Origin of the sequence: Paenibacillus sp. FSL H7-0943, from assembly GCF_037963265.1 — a bacterium.
In the GTDB taxonomy this organism is placed as follows: domain Bacteria; phylum Bacillota; class Bacilli; order Paenibacillales; family Paenibacillaceae; genus Paenibacillus_AQ; species Paenibacillus_AQ odorifer.
Genome location: NZ_CP150148.1, coordinates 1,502,472 through 1,523,522, shown reverse-complemented (window position 1 = coordinate 1,523,522; position 21,051 = coordinate 1,502,472). Strand labels below are relative to the sequence as shown.

Genomic DNA, 21,051 nt, shown 5'->3' with positions numbered 1-21,051 from the left:
TGGCGTAAATTTATATAACATACGTTTGTATAGGAATATAAGAATCAGAACTTTTTTTGTGTGTAATGCACTAATTGGTTTTCGGAAGGTGAGTTGCGTGTCATATTATATGACCAAAGGTGGAAAAGGAACACTGTTTCAGATTACTTTCCAGACTATTCTTTACTTCACTTTCCATTTCTCAGAATCCATTGCTCCTGAATCTCACCAAAATCTTCTTTTGTATCTGCGTCCATGAAATAATGGGCAGACTCAGATTCCAGAACAATCCCCTTATAATCAGGTGAACGCAATATCCCCGCCGCTCCTCGATCTCCATCTAATCCCTGTAGTGCTGGAAACAACGTCTTCGAGAACAAAGCCGGGGGCATAGCCGACCCATTGCTGACGCTAGCGACATAGTCCATCTCCGGAGATTGTTCAAACGTTTGTATTAGACGGTTCACTAATGCTGTAGTAATAAATGGCTGATCCGCAAGCGCCACAACTACTGCATCGGGCTGCAAAGGTAATACCGCATTAAGGCCGCAGCGCAGTGAAAAAGACAATCCCAGATGTGCGGTTAAGCAAGTTTCGGTACGTCTGGAGCCTTGCGGCTCAATCGCGGGTGGCAGCCATTCCAAGTTGTCATCCGCACGCACTACTACGATTAGCGGTTCTAGATTGCAACGATCCAATTCACTAAGCGCGACGCTCCCGAGGGAGACCTCCTGCGACAATTTCAGTGAAACCTTGGACACGCCCATCCGCCTGCTCTGCCCCGCTGCCAAATATATTCCTGCTACCTTCAATACTATCCGCTCCTTTGGGCAGCTCTCGTGAGCCCACCCTTCTAATTTGAATAATTTCTGCTATAATACTGACCGCAATCTCCTCCGGACCTTCTCCTCCAATCGGCAACCCTACAGGTGCATGCAAAGATGCAGGAGCCTCAAACCCTTCCAGTAAAAGAGATATTCGCGCCTTCGAACCGATAATCCCTATATATAGAGGAGCAAGCGGAATCACACTCTCCAGGAACTGTCTATCCCGCCCAAGTTGATGACTGCAAATCAATACATAATCCTCCCGAGCTACGCCCAATCGCTGAACAACCTCCATAGGGGAACAAATTACTTGTTCAGCCCGAGGAAACTTATTGTGCAAGCTTCCTTCGCGCCAATCCGCAACCGCAACCCGAAAGCCAACTCTGTCAGCAAGTTCCGCAATTGGAACCACATCACGTCCCCCGCCAAAAATCACAAGCCGCGGTCTTGGCACGAAAGACGTATGGAATGCTGTCAATTCTGCTGGAGCGGCCATAAAGCGACCTGCCGCTAGGTTTTCTTTTGCCGAGTGGGATAATTTCGGATGTTTCTTGCTCTGCGGCAGTTCATTGTCTGGATCCAGCTCCAGCTTATAGGCAAAATCGTTCTCCACTGCTTCGCGGAACAGAATTAGCTTTTCTCCCCTAGCCAATCTGTCACTCGCCTGCACTAAAAGCTTGTAGAGCTGACCCTGCACGGGTTCAAGCACTACTTTGATTTTGCCTCCACAGCCGACAACCTCACCCCAGGACAGATCATCCGGAGACAGCATGTTGTATTCCACAATTTCGGGCAGCCCTCGTTCCCAGATTTCAGAAGTCCGCAGCTGCAGATCGTTTTCCAGACAACCTGGACTCAGGCTCCCAATCGTACCTCCTTCAAAAAACAACATCACCGCTCCGGCTTTACGATACGAGTGTCCCTCCACCTCTATTAGCGTTGCCAGCACCGCAGGCGCCTGATGGGTTTGAATATGCATTGCGATCTCATGTGTATTCACGAGGTTCCCCTCCTCCGTGTTTGCATTTCAACCCAGAACTTAGAACTTAGAACTTAGAACTTAGACCTTAGTCCCGTCCGAGCATCCTCCGAAACATGAATACTAACTTCAACCTCATGAGATCATTTATTTTTTTAAAATCGACGTCCAGCAGCTCACTAAGCTTCTCGATCCGGTAGGTAGCCGTGTTTCGATGAATAAACAGTTTCTTAGCCGTCTCATTAACATGACCATCGTTCTCTAGATAAACTTCCAGCGTCCGCAGCATTTCCCTGACATACTCCGGTTCTCGGCTAAGCAACCCTCTTAGACTTCCATTACAATATTTCTCCATAACCTCTGCCGGAATTTGCCCGAGCAGCAGGTTAAGCTCAAGCTGCCGGTAATGCACAACACTCCCTTTTACTCCCCCGCCCTGAAGCATTCCCATACAATCCTTTACCTCGGCAAAAGCCTCCTTCAGCCCCTCCGGCTTCGCTTTACAACTGCTTATCGCAGCTCGCGGATAATATCCCTTATCAAACTTCATGTTGTCAAAACAAACCTGGATTAGATCCCGAAATTGTTCAGGACGCTGACGATCTCCCGGATATATAGACAAAAGTCCTTGATCTATGATCACATGAATTCCCTTTACTTCCCGCAGCCCGGGATGTTCAAGATATTCTTCTTTTAGCCTGAGCAGCTCCCCTTGGCGTTCTTCCCCAGTCGCAGCTGTATCGGTCAATAAGAGACAAAATGGTGATTGAAGCAGCTCAATCTCCAAATCGAGAGCAGCCTGCGCCAAATCTGTGTAAGATAAATTACCACTCAAACAACGTCTCAGCAATCCGCTAAACTCCCTGTGTTCTGCCTGTTCAAAATAATCTTCGTATCCTGAATGAATATGATATGAAATAAGTTCAGCTCCCTGAACGAACAAACTTTCTTCCATTGGGAGCAATAAAGGGTCGATGGCACAAAACAATAGATATCCGGAACACTTCTCTCCTTGCAAAAGTGGCGTACGGTAGCTCACATGATCTCCCACACGAAAGCGCTGATTCCGTTTCTGCCATGGCCACCCCTCCAGCAGCTCTGAAGGATAGTATTCAGAGTTGTTGTAGATCACATCCCCCCGTGCGCTAACCACCACAAGTGAATGGCCAATCACTTCAGACACCGAGTCAAACAACGGACGGCTGCGGACAGATCTTAAGGCAAATTGCATCAGCTTTTTCTGCTTCTCCATAATGCTCTGCAAAACGTGAGTGCTGCGGCTAAGCTCGGCGCGAAACAGACCATTCATCTGATCCGAAAAAGTAAACTCGAACGGCAGCTGGATTAGAGGGAAGTTAAGACTCTCCGCTTCTGCGACCAATTGCTCTGGTACTTCATCCCAAAACCGCCCCAGCTTAATGCCCAAGGCTGAAGATCCCCGGCGATTCAAAGTCTGCAGCAAGGCAGAGGCTTCCTCCATATTGTCCTTTATCAAATAGGCTGTCGTTAGCAGCATCTCGCCTTCTTTGATCCAATCCGAAATATCGGGGGCATCCATCACATTAATTGACTTCACAATTCGATGTTTCCCTTTAGACCCAGCGATAAGCTTCGCCTCGGACAAAGGATAAATGGACAACGCTTCTTCAACCGTAAGATGCATGCCACCCCTCCTTATTAGGATCAATAGAACCATTTCTGATTTGTAATGTTATTTTATGTAACATTATAATTAAAATGAACCGTGTTGAATAGAGGAAAGTTAAATTTTCATGATTGTATGTAAATAAACTTAACACAAAATGAACATGGATGATGAATTATTAATTATGAATGATGAATTATTGAACTTTAGCTCATATCGTTCATGTGAACTGTATAAGGGGATTGGAAAATAGTAGGTGGAGTTGAGGGAGGGCTTTCGAGTAAAAACAAGTTTTTACGGGTTCAACATGGGAGTTGATGGGAGGGTATTCTCGGGCCATTCGCATTGGCCATCGGATCGAAGTCGCAGGCACACCAGCGCTGCAAGACGGGGAATTGAGCGGTGTAGGAGATCCGTACGAGTAGAGATAATACCACCCCACTGTAGCTGTGGCGGAGGTACAAGCGCTTATAGATCTACTGCTGCTGGTAGAAGTGGAGGGCTTTTTTGCCCTTCTTTTTGGCTGTTTGGCCGAAACTGCCGAGATGAAGGGCGCTTCTGCCCTTCTTTCCAGCTATCCAGCCGAAATTGCTGAGGTGAAGGGCACTTTTGCCCTTTTTTTTGGCTATTCGGCCGGAATTGCCGAGGTGTGAGGCATTTTTGCCCTTCTTTTTGGCTACATAGGCGTCTTCGCCACATTCCGCGGGATTTATACCGTTCTTTTTAGTTACTTAAGCCACTTTCCTAGATTCTACGGGATTTATACTGTACTTTTTAGTTACTTGAGCCATTTCCCCGACTTCTACGGGATTTATACCGTTCTTTTTAGCTTCTTTAGCCATTTCTCCGATTTCTGCGGGATTTATACCGTTCTTTTCTCTCCAGCGACGTATTCACTTAATTCCACTGGCCTTACACCACATAATCGAGCGCTAAATTTATCTTTTTCACTCTACTCCCCCACTATTAAGCCAACTCCAACTACCTTAGTATTAAAAGCAACTCCACTAGGCTCCCCGGTGTCAATAAAACTAAAAGCAGGAGGGAATAACATGTGCATTTCGTTAATTTGTGAATGAATAAGTGAGTGTGGCGTTAGAGTGTATTGCTAGAATGTAATCCAAGAGTGTATTCCAAAAGTGTATTCCAAGAGTGTACTCCAAGAGTATATTCTTAGAGTGTATTCCAAGAGTGTACTCCAAGAGTATATTCCTAGAGTGTATTCCAAGAGTGTACTCCTAGAGTGTATTTCTAGAGTGTATTCCTAGAGGGTAATGGAGGAATACCGGTTAACAGTAACTAGAAAAGTATCATCAAGCTATGTTGTTCAGTAGCTACGATCTGTTTAGTATCACTTTTTCAAGATCACTGCACCCAGCATCTCAGGACTGCTGCCACACTTCATTCACCCAAGAGAGTAACCGGAGATCCTGACCATGTCCGGCAATAACGGATAATCCCAGTGGCAATCCACTTGTGGAGAGCATAGGTATTGTTACCTGAGGCAAACCCGCCAACCCTGCTATGCAACTCAACATCATCGCACCGCTACGATTCTCCTCCAATTGGCGCAAATTCCCTCCACGCAGCGGCGCTGGTCCCGGAACTGTCGGAATCACAAGACAATTGTCCTCACCTAGCAGCAAGCGCATCTGATTAGAAATCTCTTTTTGCTTACATTTCGCAACACTATGATCCACTTCCGCCAAACTGGCAGCCCACGAGAATCGCGCTGCAATATCAGGTCCAAAGACTGGTTTCTCGTTCTCAATCCAAGCGCCATGAGTTTCCCAAATTTCATTCCCCTGCAATTCTCTAAAAACATCCATCCAGACCTTTAACCCCTCCAAAGCAATCTCTATCTCCATGAGATGATCTGCCCCGGATCGCAAACACCTTAATCCCTCCGATAAAATAGCTGCATTCTCCAGATTAACCAAAGCCCAGCAGTCAGTAGCAACAAATAAAGTACCCATTGTGTTTTTGTCTTCCATATTCTTTTTTACCTTGTTCTCCGGGCCGATCTCTAAAATTTTATCCGTACTCTTCTCAGCACTCTTCTCAATACGTTTCTCCAAAATCGTTTCTAAACTTTCCTTCTGGCTCTTTTCTAAATTATTTTCATCAGTCTTCACCATGTCTCCCTCTAAGTTGTTCTCTAAATTTTCCAATACATTCTTCTCTATGCTCTTCCCTACAGTTTCCTCTATACTACTTTCTATTTTCTTCGCCGTCTTCACAGATGTACTCCCAGCCACAAGCAACACTTCCCCTACCTGCTGGAGCACATCCAAACGATCTGACATCCAGCCAATGGTATCAAAAGCCGGAGATAATGGAATAACACCTTGGAAATCCACAGCTCCATGCGTTGGTCGAAAGCCATATACTCCGCAATAGGAGGAAGGTACTCGAATTGAGCCACCAGTGTCCGTACCGAACGCAAAATCAACACTACCAGAAGCTACCGCTACTGCCGAACCACTTGAAGATCCGCCCGGGATACGACCTACAGCACGCGGATTAATCGGCGTTCCAAAATGATGGTTCTCGCCGCCCAGACTATACATCAGCTCATCCGTATGGGCAGCACCACGAAGTGTAGCACCCGACAACAGTAAACGATGTACAGCCACCGCATGCTCCGTGGACGGATGGTGGCTATGCAGCCAATCAGGATTACCTGCAGAAGAGCTGTGTCCAGCTACAGCGAATACATCTTTTACTGCAAAGGTCAGTCCATCCAATATCCCGCTACCTAAACTCTCAACCGTAAGCTCAGGATCTATAAACGCACCATACCGATTATCCAAAACCATAATTACTCCTCCTCCCTTCACCATTACTATCACAATCCCTCTAGTAGCCTTTCAGATCCCACACAATCCCGCCTACGATTGCTCCAGCAGTCCCTTCGCTCCCTGATCTTTCCACCTAGGCCCCCCTCCACTCCTTTCGACCCCTCATCTTTCTTCTACGACTCCTTCATAGCCCGTTAGCCTCTTAATCCTCCCTCTTACGATTCCTTCAGAGTCCTTCCGGCCGCTCCATCATTCCTATACTTACCACCCAATCGCCGCACCATCGCAGCGCGGGTCCGTTCCCCCACTGCGGTATCCATTGTCATCTATCGAAATCACATGAGCGTGCCCCATAACCCCATCGTAGTCATCTACTTTCCGGACAATATGACCGGTTGCGGCCAAATCTGCCAGCACCTCATCAGCTACCCTACTCTCTACCTTCAGTTCTTGCGTAGGCTCTCCCCACGTTCTCCCCCACACAAAACGTGGCTCATTCACAGCTTTTTGTGGATTCATGCCATAATGCAGCATCCTTGTGAGCAGCAGAGTTTGAGTCTGTGGTTGACCTTCGCCACCTTGCGTCCCATACAAAATCACAGGTTTGCCCTCGCGGCAGGCCATCGCTGGCATCAGTGTGTGGAAGCTGCGCTTATGCGGCTCAAGCATATTGATATGCCCGGGATCCAGCGAAAAAAACGAACCTCGATTCTGCAGCAAAATCCCCGTATCCCCAGCGATCACGCCCGAACCAAATTCAAAATACAGACTCTGAATAAAAGAGACCGCATTCCCGTCTTCATCCACAACTGCAGCATAAGCTGTATCACTGCCGATAGGCTGACTTGTCAGTTGTGTAGCTTTTTGCATCGAAATCGCAGACGCTAATTGTCCTGCATAACGTTTTTCCAGCAGCTGCTCCAAAGGTATAGCACTAAAATCCGGATCCGTAAGCACCCTATCCCGATCGCGGAAGCTTAACTTCAACGCTTCAACAAGCAGGTGATAATATTCATACGATCCATGCTCGATTGCTTCAAAATTGAAATACTCCAACATATTAAGACTCATTAGTCCTGTGAAACCTTGAGAGTTAGGCGGCACTTGGTACACCGTATGCCCGTGATAATCCGTATGAAGCGGCTCGCCCCACTCGCCCTGATGATCCGCAAAGTCATCCCGAGTCAGATACCCGCCAGTTGCCAGCATAAAGTCACAGATGTCCTCCGCAATCTTCCCCTTATAAAAAGCATCCCGCCCACCCGCCGCCAATGTCCGCAGGGTGGCCGCCAGCTGTTTTTGCTGGAATCGCGATCCAGCACAAGGAATCACGCCGCCTGGCGTGTAAATCGCTGCCGCCTCCGGCGACAGCGCAAAGCCCGCAACAGCCGTGTTATTCCGCTGATCCGGAGACAGCGGAAACCCCTCCAAAGCGTAACCAACGGCAGGCTCCAGTACTTCCGCCAGCGTAAAACGGCCATACTTACTCAGTATGGCATCCCAACTGTCTGCCATCCCCGGCACCGTAATGGCGCTGCGAATCCCCCGCCGTGGGATGAAAGCTTCCCCGGCGTAGCTGCTTCTGCGGACTCCATATCCGGAGCGCCCGCTTCCGTTATAGGCCCGAACACGCGCCTCTTGCGTGTTATAGGTCAACCAAAAGGAATCTCCGCCTAGCCCCGTCATATGCGGATATACTACAGCTAATGTCGCACTGATCGCCACCGCTGCATCAAAGGCATTCCCCCCTTTTTCCAACATACGTGCACCAGCAGCCGAAGCTAAATAATGGGGACTAACTACCATAGTTTTTGTGCCTATTACGGGTTTTTCCGCCATATCCCATCCCCCTATGTTTTACGGGTTTCACCGCCATGCCTATCCCTCTACGTTTTACGGGTTTCTCCCCTCCACCATGCCCATCCCCCTATGTTTTACGAGTTTCTCCGCCATGTCCCAACTCCTTATTTTTTGCGGCGGGATTCTTCAACATATTCAATCTCCTATATTCTGCGGCAGGTTCCTCTGCGAGCCCCCTATATCTTCTGGTTTAATTAGTGTCATTTAACATTACACGAAAATCCTTTGTCAATCGGTTACGCTGAAACGCAAAATAAACCTCTTCTTTTTGTGAGCTATGCACAAATAAGAGGTCCTCTTTGTTTAACCTTGTAGATTCACGCCTACGAATATTATAAAATCATTTTAATTACATGGAGCTGCATACACCCATGGCGTACTACCGTGACCTTTTGCCGCCATATAGCTACCTATCTCGAATATGTCTAGTCACCTTTTGCCGCCATATAGCTACCTATCTCGGTTATGTCTTGTGGCTGCCTATCTCAGATATATCTAGCTGAATCTAACCTTAGTAATCTTAGCCACTTTTACTTAGAGGGGGGCTTGTGCTTTGGAACACCGAATAAACAATTTATTTTAAAATATATTGCGATAACACGGCCTGCACCTCGTAAATATTTACGGATTTATTGAAGGTCTTCTTCACCGGAAGCGTGCTGCTGGAAATGTAGATACATAGCTCCGCATCCAGATCAAAATGCCCTGCCGTCTCCACGGAATAATGCGAGATGCTTTTGTAAGGGATCGAATGATATTCTGTTTTTTTGCCCGTCAGACCTTGTTTATCCACCAAAATAAGCCGCTTGTCCGTAAAAATGAACATATCTCTAATCAGCTTATAGGCGCGTTCAATTTTCTCCTGAGGGGCAAGAATTTGTGCGTATTCCCGCTGGACCTCCGTAAGATTTACTTGTGATGCATTGCCCATTAACCCGTCAAAAAGTGCCATATCTCTTCCTCTTTTCATCCGTTAAATTTAGCCACTTGCCCCCCACTACAGAACCATATTATTCTATTTTTCATATTCTATGCTGTGTAAAAATACTCTCTGACATCTTTTTACTTGCTTATTTTTTGATTTTTGATTACACTGTCATTAAATTTACTAAGAGAGGGGTGTGGAAGGAATGGATCACAATTGGACCAACAGTGTTATGAGTCGGCTACCTAAAGCGATAGCTGGCATTGCTCATGTAAATGGCGATAACGGGAGAAGTCTGTCCATTTGTATGAATTTAATAACACTACACAATTGTGAAATGCCTTTCCTGCCATCACCCGGACGGATCATTTAACCGGAGAATGATAAGGCCGTGGGGAAATTTCCCTACGGTTTTTTTTATGGTTTTTTACAGGATTTCGGAGCCATTTAGGGTACTGGCGGTGCGAAGGGCATTCTTAAAGGAGAATATATATGATCATCCAATGCCAAAATGTTCAAAAATACCACGGGGCACAACTCGTGCTGAATAGCATTACCTTCGATATCCGCCAAGGGGAAAAAATTGGCCTGATCGGCCGCAACGGTTGTGGCAAAACGACACTATTCCACCTGCTGAACGGGGAAGAACGTCCGGATGAAGGGCAAATTTCAATACGCAAAGGTAGCGTAGTAGGCCTGCTGGCTCAAATACAAGAAGTTAGCGAAAAAGAAACCGTATATGATGTTCTACAGCGCAGCTTTGCTGAACCTTTGCAATGGCAGCACCGCCTGCGGGAGCTTGAGCTGGAAATGTCCAGCTTTAACAGCGGAACGGATGAAAACCTCTGGAATCGGCTGTTAAAAGAATATGGCAGCTTGCAGGATAAGTTCGAGGCCGCCGGAGGTTACGAGATCGAATCCTCTATTCAGCGCGTAGCCTCGGGTCTCGGGATCGGAACCGGACAATACAGCCGACTGTTCGCCTCTCTTTCAGGAGGAGAAAAAACAAAAGTCGGACTTGCGGAGCTGCTGCTGCGCCGTCCAGACATCCTTCTACTGGATGAACCAACCAATCATCTCGATATGAATGCCATCGAATGGTTGGAGCAATTTTTACAGAGTTATGATGGAACAGTGCTGGCGATCTCCCATGACCGCTACTTTCTGGACGCTGTAGTCAAGAAAGTCATTGAGATTGAAGATGGCGAGGCTTTTACCTTCCACACCAACTACAGCGGCTATCAAGTGGAGAAGGAAACACGACTTCTTCAACAATTTGCTGATTATCAAGAGCAGCAGAAAAAAATAAAACAAATGCAGGAAAGCATCAAACGTCTCATTGAATTTGGCAATCGCGGGACTCCTCCTAACCCTTCCTTTTACCGGAGAGCAGCATCCATGCAAAAAGCACTGGATCGTATGGTGAAGGTTAAACGTCCTATTCTGGAGCGCAAATCGATGGATTTGCAGCTACAGCAAAATGACCGTTCCGGTAATCAGGTTGTCATTTTGGAGGATATCGGAAAAGCATATGGTCAGCGAAGCCTTTTCACAGAGGCAAACGAAGTGCTTCGCTACGGAGAGACTACGGCACTCATCGGCGGTAACGGGGCAGGTAAAAGTACACTTTTAAGAATTATTTTAGGGCAGGAAACCCCGGACAGCGGAAGCTGTACACTCGGCTCAAGAACTGTGGTCGGCTACCTCGCACAAGAGGCTGTTCCGGAAAATAACAAACAGTCTATACTCCGCTACTTCCGCGAAGAAGCTGGACTTGAAGAAGGTGAAGCTCGCGGGCAACTTGCACGTTTCCTATTCTATGGTCCCGATGTATTCAAAGACATTACGAATCTGTCCGGTGGTGAATGGACCCGCCTGCGTTTCGCTGTACTAATGCATCACAAGCCAAACCTGCTGATTCTCGATGAGCCGACCAATCATCTGGACATAGATTCTCGTGAAGCACTCGAAGAAGCATTAGAGGAGTTTCCAGGCACAGTTCTGGCGGTATCTCATGACCGTTATTTCATCAATCGTCTATTTCACAAACTATGGTCCATTGAAGACGGGCGGTTTGGAGTGTTCAACGGAAACTATGAATATTACAAGGAAAAACAAGCTGAAAAAGCATTATTAGCTCCCTCTTTTGCGGATCAAGCTAAACCTTTCTCTGCAGAACGAACAAGTTCAGGCTCTGATAAGCCTCAATCTAACAATTCAGGGAAAGAAACCAACGCTAAATCCTCCAGTTCCCGTAGGAAAAACACCACCTTCGACTGGGAAACGGCCATTGCAGAGGTAGAGAAACGCCTTGGCGTGATCGATGCCAAGATGTTAGAGCCCCTGATCAGCAGCGATGCAGTTGAACTTGCTGAACTGCAACAAGAACGTGATGCGATACAGGAACAGTTGGATGAGCTCTATACAGGATGGATGGAGACAACTGATCTATAAATTGATCTATAAGGAGATGAGCATATGAGCAACAAAGAGAAAATTAAGTTGTTATGGAAAGAATATACCCAGCTTCATCCACAAACAGCGGATAAATATGACGCCTGGGCCTTTGGTGACAGTCCCCAAATGGCCGATAAACTGCTCGATCTGGTGATTCGTGGGATCAAGACAGGAACTGCTTCAAATTATGATATATTTGAAACTTGTGACGAGACGTTTCCGCAAGTTGGCGGGCACAGTATCGTGCTGGATGGTTCTGGTGATCCGCAGGCAATAATTATTACTACAGAGGTACAAATTATACCTTTTGATGAGGTTAGCGCTGAGTTTGCCTATACTGAAGGAGAGGGTGACCGGACGCTTAAGTCATGGCGTCATGATCATGAGCAGTTCTTCACCCGAGAATCCTTAAAATTCTTAAACAAACCCTTTGATCCAAAGATGAAAGTTGTTTGTGAGAATTTTAAAGTGGTATATACAAAAGGCTAAGATCTTCAGAAAACGCAAAAGGCTGTCTCTTCCACAAGGAAGGGACAGCCTTTTGTGTATACTATAAATTCAACAGAATTAGATCCTCATTAATTTATGGTTTAGTGCCAAAATCCCAAAATCCAGCCAATAACAGAGATCCATAACGGAATGCTGATTAAGATACCCCAAACCAGCCCAGTGGCAATATTGCCTTCTGCAGGACGCACCACATTTTCCTGTTTCAATGGAATGCTCAATTCTTCTTGTTCCATGCGATCCCCTCCTAAAATATCTTATCGTCACAGTAGAGGAAAAAATGTAGACCGCTCGACCCAAAAAATTAAAATTTTGAATTTTGGTAGATATAAAGGCTCAGCGGCCAAACCGTTGTAAGTGCTTACATATTAGATATTAACCAAATTTTGAATAATTAAAAACTTAAATTTGCGGAAGTCATACAGTATATGCAGATTCTTAGTCCAATATTACTACTTTTTCCGGATTTCGTAAATATTCAAACATCGTCCGAATCTGTGCCTCTGTATTCCGCTCTGCTGAGAGCTCAGGCAGCTTATCTTCTGCAAAAAAAGAAACTTCGCTTGTCTCTACCCCTTCCATTGCCTCTCCGCCCACAATGCGGCATAAAATAAAGAACTTATACACGTGATAAGGCTCCGGTGGATGGTTATGAAATTTTTTATCTAATACAGCCAGTAAGCGAACTGCTTCTGCCTCAAAACCCGATTCCTCTTTGATTTCTTTCACAACAACCTCACTCGGGGACAGTCCAATGTCTCCCCAACCACCAGGAAGCGCCCAATTCCCGTCCAACTTCTCGCGAACAAGTAGAATTTCATCCTCCCGGAATACAACACCACGGACATCAACTTTTGGAGTAGCATAACCCCCTTCACCCGCAAAGGAGAGTCTAATTCTCTCCTTGCTTTCGAAGGTATAATTAGCGAGGATATCTACACTGAGCTCCCGCAAAGCTTGATACCGTTCTATATCATAAACATCCTTAGCATAAGTTAATCCAGTCTGTGCGATGGCCTGAATTTCTTTGGCCCACGTTAACCATTTCTGCTCCATTGCTGCACCCCTTTTTCGGTACCTTGATTAGGATTACTGGCAAAGCATTAAATGACGCGAGAAGGCTCCTTTTTTAGCTTCACAACGGTCTATGATTGTAAATCCAGCTTCAGTGATCATCTCGTCCATCGGTTCAATCGCAACGATAACCACCCGATCTGCAATCCGGCGCGCATTCACTAGAATCGCGAACTGCTCCTCAGGTGTAATACTAGAATATAGATTATATGGCATATCTACAATGGCTACATCGTAATGATCAGTGATATCCGCAATATCCCCAAGCGTTACCTCACTGGTGAATCCAAAATGGGCAATATTTGTTCTCGCACCGGTAGCAATCATAGGGTTAATATCACGTCCAACCATGTCGATTCCCATTGACAAGGCTTCTACCATTACAGTTCCAATACCACAGCAAGGATCTATAGCACGTATACCTTCAGGATTCGGAATAGCCATATTAACCGCGGCACGGGCAACACGTGTACTAAGCGCGATAGAATAGCTGCGTGGCTTCTTCATTTGGCGGAACCAAGTTGCCTTGTTTTTATGATAAGATCCGAAGTACCAGCGTCCACCCAGCGTAACAATGCCGTATACCAGCTCCGGATGGTTAACATCCGCTTCTCCTTCAATCCGCAACCCAATTTCCCGCTCGATCACTCTGCGCTCATCATACTCTATTTTGTCTGCAGGGCCCAGATCGTTGGTCTTCACAAAAATAACCTTAAACGTCTTGCCGCCAAGCTCCACCTGCTCCGTTTGATCATAAATCTCAGGCAGACTATCCCCTTCATACATTACATCAATCCGCTCTTTAATGAAGGGACTGCGGCTGACATCCACTTCAACCTCACTCTTAAAAAGAGCAGTCGGCACCTGCTCGCCAAAAAGACATCGCAGCTCCATCTGACACAGCGATAACTCGTCCTCTGAACAGGTGTAAGTATAAATAAATGTGTTTGTTCCACTTTCCTTATGCAATATAATCCATCCTCTATCCCAGTGAATTGTTCTGCTGTCTTGTTACTCCTGTGTGTCGTGCTGGTGGTCATAATCTATACGCGCTTTGGCGATCTTCCCATTGTTTTTGTTGACCCAGTCCACAAGCGAGGTTAAAGGTCCCAACAATGATTCTCCTATGCTCGTCAGACCATATTCCACAGTCAATGGGACTGTAGGCGTTGCTTTACGCCAAACTAACCCATCCCGTTCCAAATGGCGCAGGGTCTGGGTCAGCATCCGTTGTGATATCCCTCCAGAGCGCCTTTGCAACTCTTTGAACCGCAAAGCTTCAATACCTAAATTGACTATGATCAGCACACTCCATTTGTCTCCGACCCTGTCCAGAATCTGGCGGGTAATGGAGCAATCCTCCAGCATCGGCATGAACCGGGTGGGTTCTTCCTTTGAATGTTCCAACTGTGGTTACCTCCATGTAACTTAAGCATGTAATAGTGCCTTCTTGTCCCTCAAGCCTATTCAGCTTATCATGGTTACTGTTAGTAATCAACAACCGGAAAGGAACTAATAAATCATGAAAAAGACCATTGCCATCATGGGTGCTGGACCCGGCCTAGGACTCTCAATCGCCAAAAAATTCGGAGCCAACGGATTTCAAGTGGCATTAATCTCTCGAAATGAAGAGAAGCTGAACACCCTTGTTCAGGAACTGCAAGCACTGAATATCGAGGCTGCTGCTTTTCCTGCCGACGTATACAATAAAGAACAAGTAGCCACAGCCTTCGATAATATCAAGAAAAAATACGGCTTTATCGATGTGCTCGAATTCAGCCCGACAAGTGGAAATTACCCTCCTACTCCTGCTTCACAAGTAACCGAAGAAAATGCACAGGATGCCTTTCAGGCACTGGTTGTAGCCGCTATCCGCAGCGTAGCACAGGTATTGCCTGAGATGCTGGAGAAACGCAGCGGCGCACTGCTGTTCACAACCGGATTGTCCTCCATCTATCCCATGCAGATGATGGGTAATGTTGGCATTGCGCTTAGCGGATTAAGAAACTACGCACTTAACCTGCATGCAGATTTGGCTCCACAAGGAATCTATGTAGGTCATTTAGCACTTGGTGTATTCATTAAACCCGGCACCGCTACAGATCCAGGACTCATCGCTGATGTTTGGTATGAGATGTATATGGACAAAAGCAAAACTGAGGATACTTTTCCCCAAGGTGTGACACCGGCTACAATCATCTGGTGAGAGGTTTGCCCCATCGCTTTTGATCCATAGTGAGTTCTCCAGTATAATGGTTCCTATAGAATGCTAAACAAGACGGTCACGCATGGCCAATAAGCTTATGCCCAGGCGCTTACAAAGCCGGTTTTGCGCAGCAAAACTTAAGGAGGTACATACTCACTATGTCATACGAAACTTATTTTTCAACCCACCGGGATGAACATCTCGAAGAACTAAAACAATGGCTCAGAATTCCAAGTATTTCTGCCTTATCTGAACATAAGGACGATGTACTGAAGGCAGCCCATTGGCTGACAGACACCCTGAAAAAAGCCGGACTTGAGAACATTGAGTTGCATCCGACAGCGGGACATCCCGTTATATATGCCGATTATCTTCATGCTCCAGGCAAACCAACCATTCTCGTGTATGGTCACTACGATGTACAACCAGTAGATCCATTAAACCTATGGACCACACCTCCATTTGAACCAGAGATTCGTGATGGCAAGCTTTATGCACGCGGAGCAACAGATGACAAAGGACAAGTATTCGTTCACCTCAAAGCCATTGAGGCGATCCTGAAACAAGAAGGTACTCTTCCTGTGAATCTCAAGCTTTGCATCGAAGGTGAAGAAGAAATCGGCAGTGTGAATCTGCCTCCGTTCCTTGAGGCCAATAAAGAAAAGCTCGCTGCGGATGCGGTGTTAGTCTCCGATACATCCCTATTGGAACGCGGTCGTCCTGCCATCTGCACTGGGCTACGTGGACTAGCTTCCCTTGAAGTTGATGTAACTACCGCTTTGACAGACCTGCACTCCGGTTCTTACGGCGGCGGTGTTCCGAATGCACTGCATGCCCTAGTATCTTTGCTAAGCTCGCTTCATGACGACAAAGGACGTGTATCTGTAGACGGATTCTATGATGGTGTTCCTGAACTTTCCCCAATGCTGCGGGAAGAATTCGTGAAGCAAGGTGTGAATGAAGATAAAATCCGCGAAGGTCTTGGATTGGAATCGTTATACGGGGAAGAAGGTTATTCCTTTGTAGAACGGATTGGCGCTCGTCCTACGCTTGAGCTTAACGGCGTATACGGCGGTTTCCAAGGGGAAGGCAGTAAGACGGTTATCCCTAAAGAAGCACATGCGAAGATTACCTGCCGCCTAGTTGGCGATCAGGATCCACAGCATATCCTCGATGCCGTTGAAGCACATCTGAAGGCTAATATTCAGACCGGAGCGAAAGTGCATGTTAAGCAAATGGAGAAGGCACGTGCCTTTAACATCGATCCGTCGAATCCTATTCTGCAAACTGCAGCAGACGCATATGGCAAAGTATATGGAACCCGTGCCCTCTTCACCAAAGACGGCGGCTCCATTCCGATCATGGAGAGCTTCTCCCGTGTACTGGAAGCACCTGTCGTTCTGATGGGCTTTGGTCTCGATGATGAGAACCTGCATGCACCGGATGAGCATTTCAACCTGGAGAACTTCGACAAGGGATTACTCACCATTGTTGAGTTCCTAAAGACTGTATAAGCTCCCTACAAACAATTAAAGCCAGGTTCCCTAAATTGGGAGCCTGGCTTTTTAGTATGCGGTCAAACAAAAGAGCATCATTGCTTAGTCCATTTATAAAACCACCATACCATTGCTATCACCATTATTATTAAAAGAAAAATCAGGCTTTTAACTGAGCTACTTATTATTAAAGGTCTTAAATAAGCGATCATTATCCGTCCCCCATATAGAATGAATATAAAAGAGATATAATCACCATATCACTTAATACAAAATATTGAAATAGCAGAGAAACTCTGTGCTTAATCACAATTATTATCCTTCATGTAATATCTCCAGCAACAAAAATAAGCAACGTTTCAATCGTCCCTGAGATATTCTCCACTTTGCCATGACCATAAGGATGAGCTTTATCCGCAGAGCGACTCGACCATCGGACCGAGAAAAAAGCAATCAACGAAGCAACTAAATCTAAGGAGGAGTGGATCGCTTCCGAGATAATTGCTACTGAACCTGTAAGTACTCCGACCATAAGCTTTAAAGAAACGATAAATGTATTGCTAAGTACAGATAGGAACGCAATCTTTGCACCATTCAAAAGTTTCACAACCTTTTCTTAAAAGTACGCTATATTAAAGTTTTTCCATTAGGCAAATAGTATAAACAAAAAAATCCCACCAACCATTAATAGGCTGATGGGATATAAAAAAACCCTTGCATCGCAAGGATTTGGAAGTTTGAATTATGGAGCGGGTGATGGGAATCGAACCCACGCTATCAGCTTGGAAGGCTGAAGTTCTACCATTGAACTACACCCGCACTAGAAAGTGAATACAAGAGTTATTGTATCATCTCTACAAGTAAAAATCAACTTTTTTTAGTTTACAGGGAAGCGCCGAGGGGTGCCTTTTTTAAAAATATCGCCTCAAACTCTGCTGGTTGAATAGGTTTGCTGAACAGAAATCCTTGAGCTTCATGACAATGCTGTTCACGCAAAAACTGCAGCTGCTCCTTGTTCTCAACACCCTCAGCCGTAACCTTCAGCTTCAAATGATGCGCCATAGAAGTGATTGTAGAGACTATAGCAGCATTGTTGCTGTCCTCCATAACCTCTGATACGAACGACCTGTCTATTTTCAATCTGTCGATCGGCATGTTCTTTAGATAATGCAGGGAGCTGTAGCCTGTACCAAAATCGTCAATACTGATGAAGACACCAAGCTCTTTCAGACGCTTCAGCTGATCAAAGGCTGTTTCTTTATCCAAGGTCATACTCTCAGTAATCTCAAGGTCGACATAACACGGATCTAATCCAATGTCGGTTAAGATGGTATGAATCCTCCCTGCTAGATTAGGCTGAAGGAATTGCCGCATAGATAGGTTGATGGAGACGCAAATCGGCACATAGCCGGCCAGCTGCCATTTTTTATTCTGCAGACAAGCTGTTTTGAGTACCCATTCCCCAATCGGAACAATGAGTCCACTCTCCTCAGCTAACGGGATAAATTCCGCCGGAGAGACCAGACCACGTTTCGGATGATTCCAGCGGAGCAGAGCTTCCATTCCTACGATCTCTTCCGTCTCCAATAAAACCTTTGGCTGATACACCAGAAAGAATTCATTGCGTTCAAGCGCTCTGCGGAGGTCATTTTCCAGCTTTAGACGTTCCTTTGCTTTCATCTGCATAGCTGGGATATACCGGCGAATTTCCACTCCCTGTTCCTTGGCATTATGTACAGCCGTATCAGCATTCTGAATTAGATGTTCCGCAGTTTCACCGTCACCGGGATAAATACTTAACCCCATACTAAGCGAAATATGGTACTCCCCCGACTCTAAGGCAATAGGTACCTCAAACAATCGATGCAGCTCCGTAGCTCGTACCAAACATTCTCCAAGACTTGCTCTCTCCATCATAAGAAAAGCGAACTCATCCGCCCCCATACTATAAAGCTCTTCAGTAGATTTGGCCTCATTCACAAGGCGCTCAGACACCAGCTTCAGTAAATGGTCTCCGGCAAAATGGCCCAGGGAGTCATTTATATTCTTGAAATGATTAATATTCATAATAGCTAACGCTGAGAATTTATCGCTCGTTTTCTTCTCTCCAGCAATAATCATCTCTTCTACACGCTGCGTCAGACGACGTCTATTGGGAAGTCCCGTTAAATCATCATGATAGGCTAAATAATTGATCCGCTCCTCAGCCAACTGCTTTTCGTAAAAAGGTTCTTCAATCGTCAGACGATATACTCCGGTAAGCAGCAAGTAGTAAGCAACTCCGCTACACACCATTCCAAAAAGATCATCTATATTGCCACTACTGAATGGACTCATAAAAAAGGCTTGGCCCAAAGAGAAAAAGATAAGTGCTCGAATAATAATAAGCAGTGAGGCTGACTTTTCACTTTTTTCAGGAAATACAATAACCGCAACACCTGCCAAGTAAACAAAAAGAACTGCTAAATCAGCAATCTGCTTCAATGGATTCATCCAAGGCTTAGTTAATAACTGAGGCAATGCCGAGTGGCTGAAAATAAACAAAACAATGGAAAGCACAATCAACATGAAGGCTATTCTAAACAATTTTCTTTTTTCAGAGACAGACACGGGCTTATCTTCCCTGCTAAAAATAAACAACATTCCTAAACCGCTGATTAGTCGTGAGAGGGTTCGCAGCCACAACGATTCTTCAAAAGTTATGAATGATGAAATCAACGGGACGCCGACAAAACCCAGTGTATGCAAGAAATCAATAATACATATTCCACCAAAAAGAGCAGCGGCATATAATCTTCCTTTAGATAATCTGCTAGAGAAGAATAACCAGCCCTGTGCAAATATTGCAAATCCAAAAGCAACATTACAGCAGCCGACAATGAGATAGAGAGAAGAAATAATATCCCAATCGTCCAATCGGTTAAGCGATGTATGGAAAATTTGAATTAAAAGGAACAGCAAGGCGCCTACAGCAGCTGCTTGAATTGTCTTTTTCTCTTCTTGTCTCATAAGTCCCTCGCGTCTGAAAATAATATCTATTAATTAACATTCAAGTATAGTTATGTCCTATGTATAAATATCGGCGGGATAGGACTTTTAAGTTACATTTCTTTTATGGGCATTCAAATGGAAGGCGCGTTTATAAGTTATATATTCATAAATCTTGCATAAATATAAACCATTTTCTGCTAGCAGGCAACCAAAAAAGCACTTCCCCCTACGAAAGGGTTCAGTGCTTCTAAGAAACTCAAGTTTATTTGTCACCAAAGGTTACTTCTGGTGTTGTAAGCTTATCAAAAAAATCAACGGATTTATCCTTGTCTGCAGATGCACGAAGTGCCATTGCTGAACGTGGATGCTCATCAAGTGTACCTGTGATCATATAAGGAATGATATAGCCCCACTCCTCTTTCTCACGCAAAGGAATCATCAGGCGTTCAATAATATCAAGCACAGGGCGCAAGGAGTAACGTGTATTCTTCAAATGAGTTACTAACAGCTCTGTAGGGCAATTTCCTGCAGCTCGTCCCATTCCATAACAAGAAGCATCCAGTAACTCTACACCATTCTCAGCAGCAATCAACGTGTTGGAGAACGCCAACTGAAGATTATTGTGAGTATGTACGCCTAGACGTTTGTTTGGCAGATGTGTCTTGAACTTCTCAACCAGATAATTCATGTCATTGTGATCCAAGCTGCCGTATGAATCTACAATATATACCACATCAACAACGCTCTCACGGATCATTTCAAAAGCTTCCAACAATTCATTCTCCATAACATTAGACAAAGCCATAATGTTGATCGTTGTCTCATAGCCTAGATCATGGAAAGTTTGTACCAATTGCAAGGCTTTCTCTACATCTTTGCTGTAGCATGCCACACGAATCAAATCCAGCATACTTTCGCTGCGGGGCAAAATATCATTCTCATCCACGCGGCCGATATCAACCAAAGCAGATAGCTTGGTGTGACCTTTTTGCGGAATCACTTTACGCAGGAAATCATCGTCCAGAAAACGCCATGGTCCGGCACCCTCTGCTCCTTTGAGCAATTTTGGTGAATTTTTATAACCGATTTCCATATAATCAACACCAGCTTCATTCAAGCCGGCATATAAGTTTTGTACAAATTCCACACTAAAATCCCAGTTGTTCACTAGGCCCCCATCTCGGATGGTGCAGTCAACAATCTTACATTGATTAGTCTTCATAATTATCTCCCTTCAACTATTGCAATCATTATAACCGCGAATATAGCTTTACTATGCAATTTATATCGTATAATCATACTTT

The 21,051-nt window shown here is 45.3% G+C and carries 17 protein-coding genes, 1 tRNA gene and 1 pseudogene; 5 read left to right on the top strand and 14 right to left on the bottom strand.

Going from position 1 to position 21,051, the window contains the following annotated elements; genetic code table 11:
- Positions 1 to 167: 167 nt before the first annotated feature.
- From NSQ55_RS06715 to NSQ55_RS06705, 3 genes are all read right to left on the bottom strand, one after another.
- On the bottom strand, positions 168 to 740 hold the full coding sequence (locus NSQ55_RS06715) for an NTP transferase domain-containing protein (RefSeq protein ID WP_175617362.1): 573 nt from the start codon (positions 738 to 740) through the stop codon (positions 168 to 170).
- Entirely contained in the window at positions 682 to 1,806 is a 1,125-nt protein-coding gene (locus tag NSQ55_RS06710; protein WP_339172147.1) for an XdhC family protein, read from the bottom strand. The genes NSQ55_RS06715 and NSQ55_RS06710 overlap by 59 nt, the downstream gene beginning before the upstream one ends.
- A gap of 67 nt (positions 1,807 to 1,873) precedes the next feature.
- Positions 1,874 to 3,448, bottom strand: coding sequence for a PucR family transcriptional regulator (locus tag NSQ55_RS06705; RefSeq protein WP_076306739.1), 1,575 nt, complete (start codon positions 3,446 to 3,448; stop codon positions 1,874 to 1,876).
- A 431-nt stretch (positions 3,449 to 3,879) separates the two neighbouring features.
- On the opposite strand from NSQ55_RS06705, the gene NSQ55_RS06700 reads away from it, so the two are divergent.
- Positions 3,880 to 4,083 (top strand): hypothetical protein, encoded by a 204-nt coding sequence (locus NSQ55_RS06700; protein ID WP_339172144.1) that lies wholly within the window; start codon positions 3,880 to 3,882, stop codon positions 4,081 to 4,083.
- A 729-nt stretch (positions 4,084 to 4,812) separates the two neighbouring features.
- Here the strand turns inward: NSQ55_RS06700 and NSQ55_RS06695 are convergent.
- From NSQ55_RS06695 to NSQ55_RS06685, 3 genes are all read right to left on the bottom strand, one after another.
- The gene (locus NSQ55_RS06695; protein ID WP_339172142.1) at positions 4,813 to 6,249 is read right to left on the bottom strand and encodes an amidase family protein; all 1,437 of its coding nucleotides are present in this window, start codon (positions 6,247 to 6,249) and stop codon (positions 4,813 to 4,815) included.
- Between the two features lie 243 nt (positions 6,250 to 6,492).
- Entirely contained in the window at positions 6,493 to 8,070 is a 1,578-nt protein-coding gene (ggt, locus tag NSQ55_RS06690) for a gamma-glutamyltransferase (RefSeq protein ID WP_339172140.1), read from the bottom strand.
- Positions 8,071 to 8,665: 595 nt separating this feature from the next.
- Positions 8,666 to 9,043, bottom strand: a complete 378-nt coding sequence (locus NSQ55_RS06685; RefSeq protein ID WP_036680049.1) for a PH domain-containing protein — start codon at positions 9,041 to 9,043, stop codon at positions 8,666 to 8,668.
- Between the two features lie 465 nt (positions 9,044 to 9,508).
- Here NSQ55_RS06685 and NSQ55_RS06680 point away from each other — a divergent pair, with 465 nt between their 5' ends.
- Together NSQ55_RS06680 and NSQ55_RS06675 are read left to right on the top strand one after the other, a co-directional pair.
- On the top strand, positions 9,509 to 11,470 hold the full coding sequence (locus tag NSQ55_RS06680) for an ABC-F family ATP-binding cassette domain-containing protein (protein ID WP_339172137.1): 1,962 nt from the start codon (positions 9,509 to 9,511) through the stop codon (positions 11,468 to 11,470).
- A 24-nt stretch (positions 11,471 to 11,494) separates the two neighbouring features.
- Positions 11,495 to 11,962, top strand: coding sequence for an ASCH domain-containing protein (locus NSQ55_RS06675; RefSeq protein ID WP_076185408.1), 468 nt, complete (start codon positions 11,495 to 11,497; stop codon positions 11,960 to 11,962).
- 101 nt (positions 11,963 to 12,063) lie between these two features.
- Here NSQ55_RS06675 and NSQ55_RS06670 read toward each other — a convergent pair whose 3' ends face one another.
- The 4 genes from NSQ55_RS06670 to NSQ55_RS06655 all read right to left on the bottom strand — a co-directional run bounded on the left by NSQ55_RS06670 (position 12,064) and on the right by NSQ55_RS06655 (position 14,461).
- Positions 12,064 to 12,216, bottom strand: coding sequence for a hypothetical protein (locus NSQ55_RS06670; protein WP_155288093.1), 153 nt, complete (start codon positions 12,214 to 12,216; stop codon positions 12,064 to 12,066).
- Between the two features lie 202 nt (positions 12,217 to 12,418).
- Positions 12,419 to 13,036, bottom strand: coding sequence for an NUDIX hydrolase (locus NSQ55_RS06665; RefSeq protein WP_076125462.1), 618 nt, complete (start codon positions 13,034 to 13,036; stop codon positions 12,419 to 12,421).
- 33 nt (positions 13,037 to 13,069) lie between these two features.
- Positions 13,070 to 14,023, bottom strand: a complete 954-nt coding sequence (locus NSQ55_RS06660) for an RNA methyltransferase (protein WP_076297766.1) — start codon at positions 14,021 to 14,023, stop codon at positions 13,070 to 13,072.
- Positions 14,024 to 14,065: 42 nt separating this feature from the next.
- Positions 14,066 to 14,461 carry a helix-turn-helix domain-containing protein gene (locus NSQ55_RS06655; protein WP_256721018.1) on the bottom strand — a complete coding sequence of 132 codons (396 nt, stop codon included), beginning with the start codon at positions 14,459 to 14,461 and terminating at the stop codon, positions 14,066 to 14,068.
- A gap of 115 nt (positions 14,462 to 14,576) precedes the next feature.
- On the opposite strand from NSQ55_RS06655, the gene NSQ55_RS06650 reads away from it, so the two are divergent.
- Positions 14,577 to 15,260 (top strand): SDR family NAD(P)-dependent oxidoreductase, encoded by a 684-nt coding sequence (locus NSQ55_RS06650; RefSeq protein WP_076302177.1) that lies wholly within the window; start codon positions 14,577 to 14,579, stop codon positions 15,258 to 15,260.
- Between the two features lie 158 nt (positions 15,261 to 15,418).
- Positions 15,419 to 16,774 carry a dipeptidase gene (locus NSQ55_RS06645; RefSeq protein WP_036680069.1) on the top strand — a complete coding sequence of 452 codons (1,356 nt, stop codon included), beginning with the start codon at positions 15,419 to 15,421 and terminating at the stop codon, positions 16,772 to 16,774.
- 316 nt (positions 16,775 to 17,090) lie between these two features.
- Here the strand turns inward: NSQ55_RS06645 and NSQ55_RS06640 are convergent.
- The 4 genes and pseudogenes from NSQ55_RS06640 to NSQ55_RS06625 form a co-directional block, all read right to left on the bottom strand.
- Positions 17,091 to 17,354 (bottom strand): annotated as a pseudogene (locus tag NSQ55_RS06640) (cation diffusion facilitator family transporter); the annotation flags it as partial.
- A gap of 147 nt (positions 17,355 to 17,501) precedes the next feature.
- Positions 17,502 to 17,575: transfer RNA gene (locus NSQ55_RS06635), tRNA-Gly, on the bottom strand.
- Positions 17,576 to 17,638: 63 nt separating this feature from the next.
- A complete protein-coding gene (locus NSQ55_RS06630; RefSeq protein ID WP_076192986.1) occupies positions 17,639 to 19,765 on the bottom strand; it encodes an EAL domain-containing protein in 2,127 nt (708 codons plus the stop codon).
- A 244-nt stretch (positions 19,766 to 20,009) separates the two neighbouring features.
- Positions 20,010 to 20,969, bottom strand: coding sequence for an aldolase catalytic domain-containing protein (locus NSQ55_RS06625; protein ID WP_170914180.1), 960 nt, complete (start codon positions 20,967 to 20,969; stop codon positions 20,010 to 20,012).
- Positions 20,970 to 21,051: the final 82 nt, after the last annotated feature.

What these genes read in the sequence shown, in the direction of transcription:
- NSQ55_RS06705 (WP_076306739.1), bottom strand. Translation starts at nt 3,448, where the DNA reads ATGCATCTTACGGTTGAAGAAGCGTTGTCCATTTATCCTTTGTCCGAG.
- NSQ55_RS06695 (WP_339172142.1), bottom strand. Translation starts at nt 6,249, where the DNA reads ATGGTTTTGGATAATCGGTATGGTGCGTTTATAGATCCTGAGCTTACG.
- ggt (WP_339172140.1), bottom strand. Translation starts at nt 8,070, where the DNA reads ATGGCGGAAAAACCCGTAATAGGCACAAAAACTATGGTAGTTAGTCCC.
- NSQ55_RS06685 (WP_036680049.1), bottom strand. Translation starts at nt 9,043, where the DNA reads ATGGCACTTTTTGACGGGTTAATGGGCAATGCATCACAAGTAAATCTT.
- NSQ55_RS06680 (WP_339172137.1), top strand. Translation starts at nt 9,509, where the DNA reads ATGATCATCCAATGCCAAAATGTTCAAAAATACCACGGGGCACAACTC.
- NSQ55_RS06675 (WP_076185408.1), top strand. Translation starts at nt 11,495, where the DNA reads ATGAGCAACAAAGAGAAAATTAAGTTGTTATGGAAAGAATATACCCAG.
- NSQ55_RS06670 (WP_155288093.1), bottom strand. Translation starts at nt 12,216, where the DNA reads ATGGAACAAGAAGAATTGAGCATTCCATTGAAACAGGAAAATGTGGTG.
- NSQ55_RS06665 (WP_076125462.1), bottom strand. Translation starts at nt 13,036, where the DNA reads ATGGAGCAGAAATGGTTAACGTGGGCCAAAGAAATTCAGGCCATCGCA.
- NSQ55_RS06650 (WP_076302177.1), top strand. Translation starts at nt 14,577, where the DNA reads ATGAAAAAGACCATTGCCATCATGGGTGCTGGACCCGGCCTAGGACTC.
- NSQ55_RS06645 (WP_036680069.1), top strand. Translation starts at nt 15,419, where the DNA reads ATGTCATACGAAACTTATTTTTCAACCCACCGGGATGAACATCTCGAA.
- NSQ55_RS06630 (WP_076192986.1), bottom strand. Translation starts at nt 19,765, where the DNA reads ATGAGACAAGAAGAGAAAAAGACAATTCAAGCAGCTGCTGTAGGCGCC.
- NSQ55_RS06625 (WP_170914180.1), bottom strand. Translation starts at nt 20,969, where the DNA reads ATGAAGACTAATCAATGTAAGATTGTTGACTGCACCATCCGAGATGGG.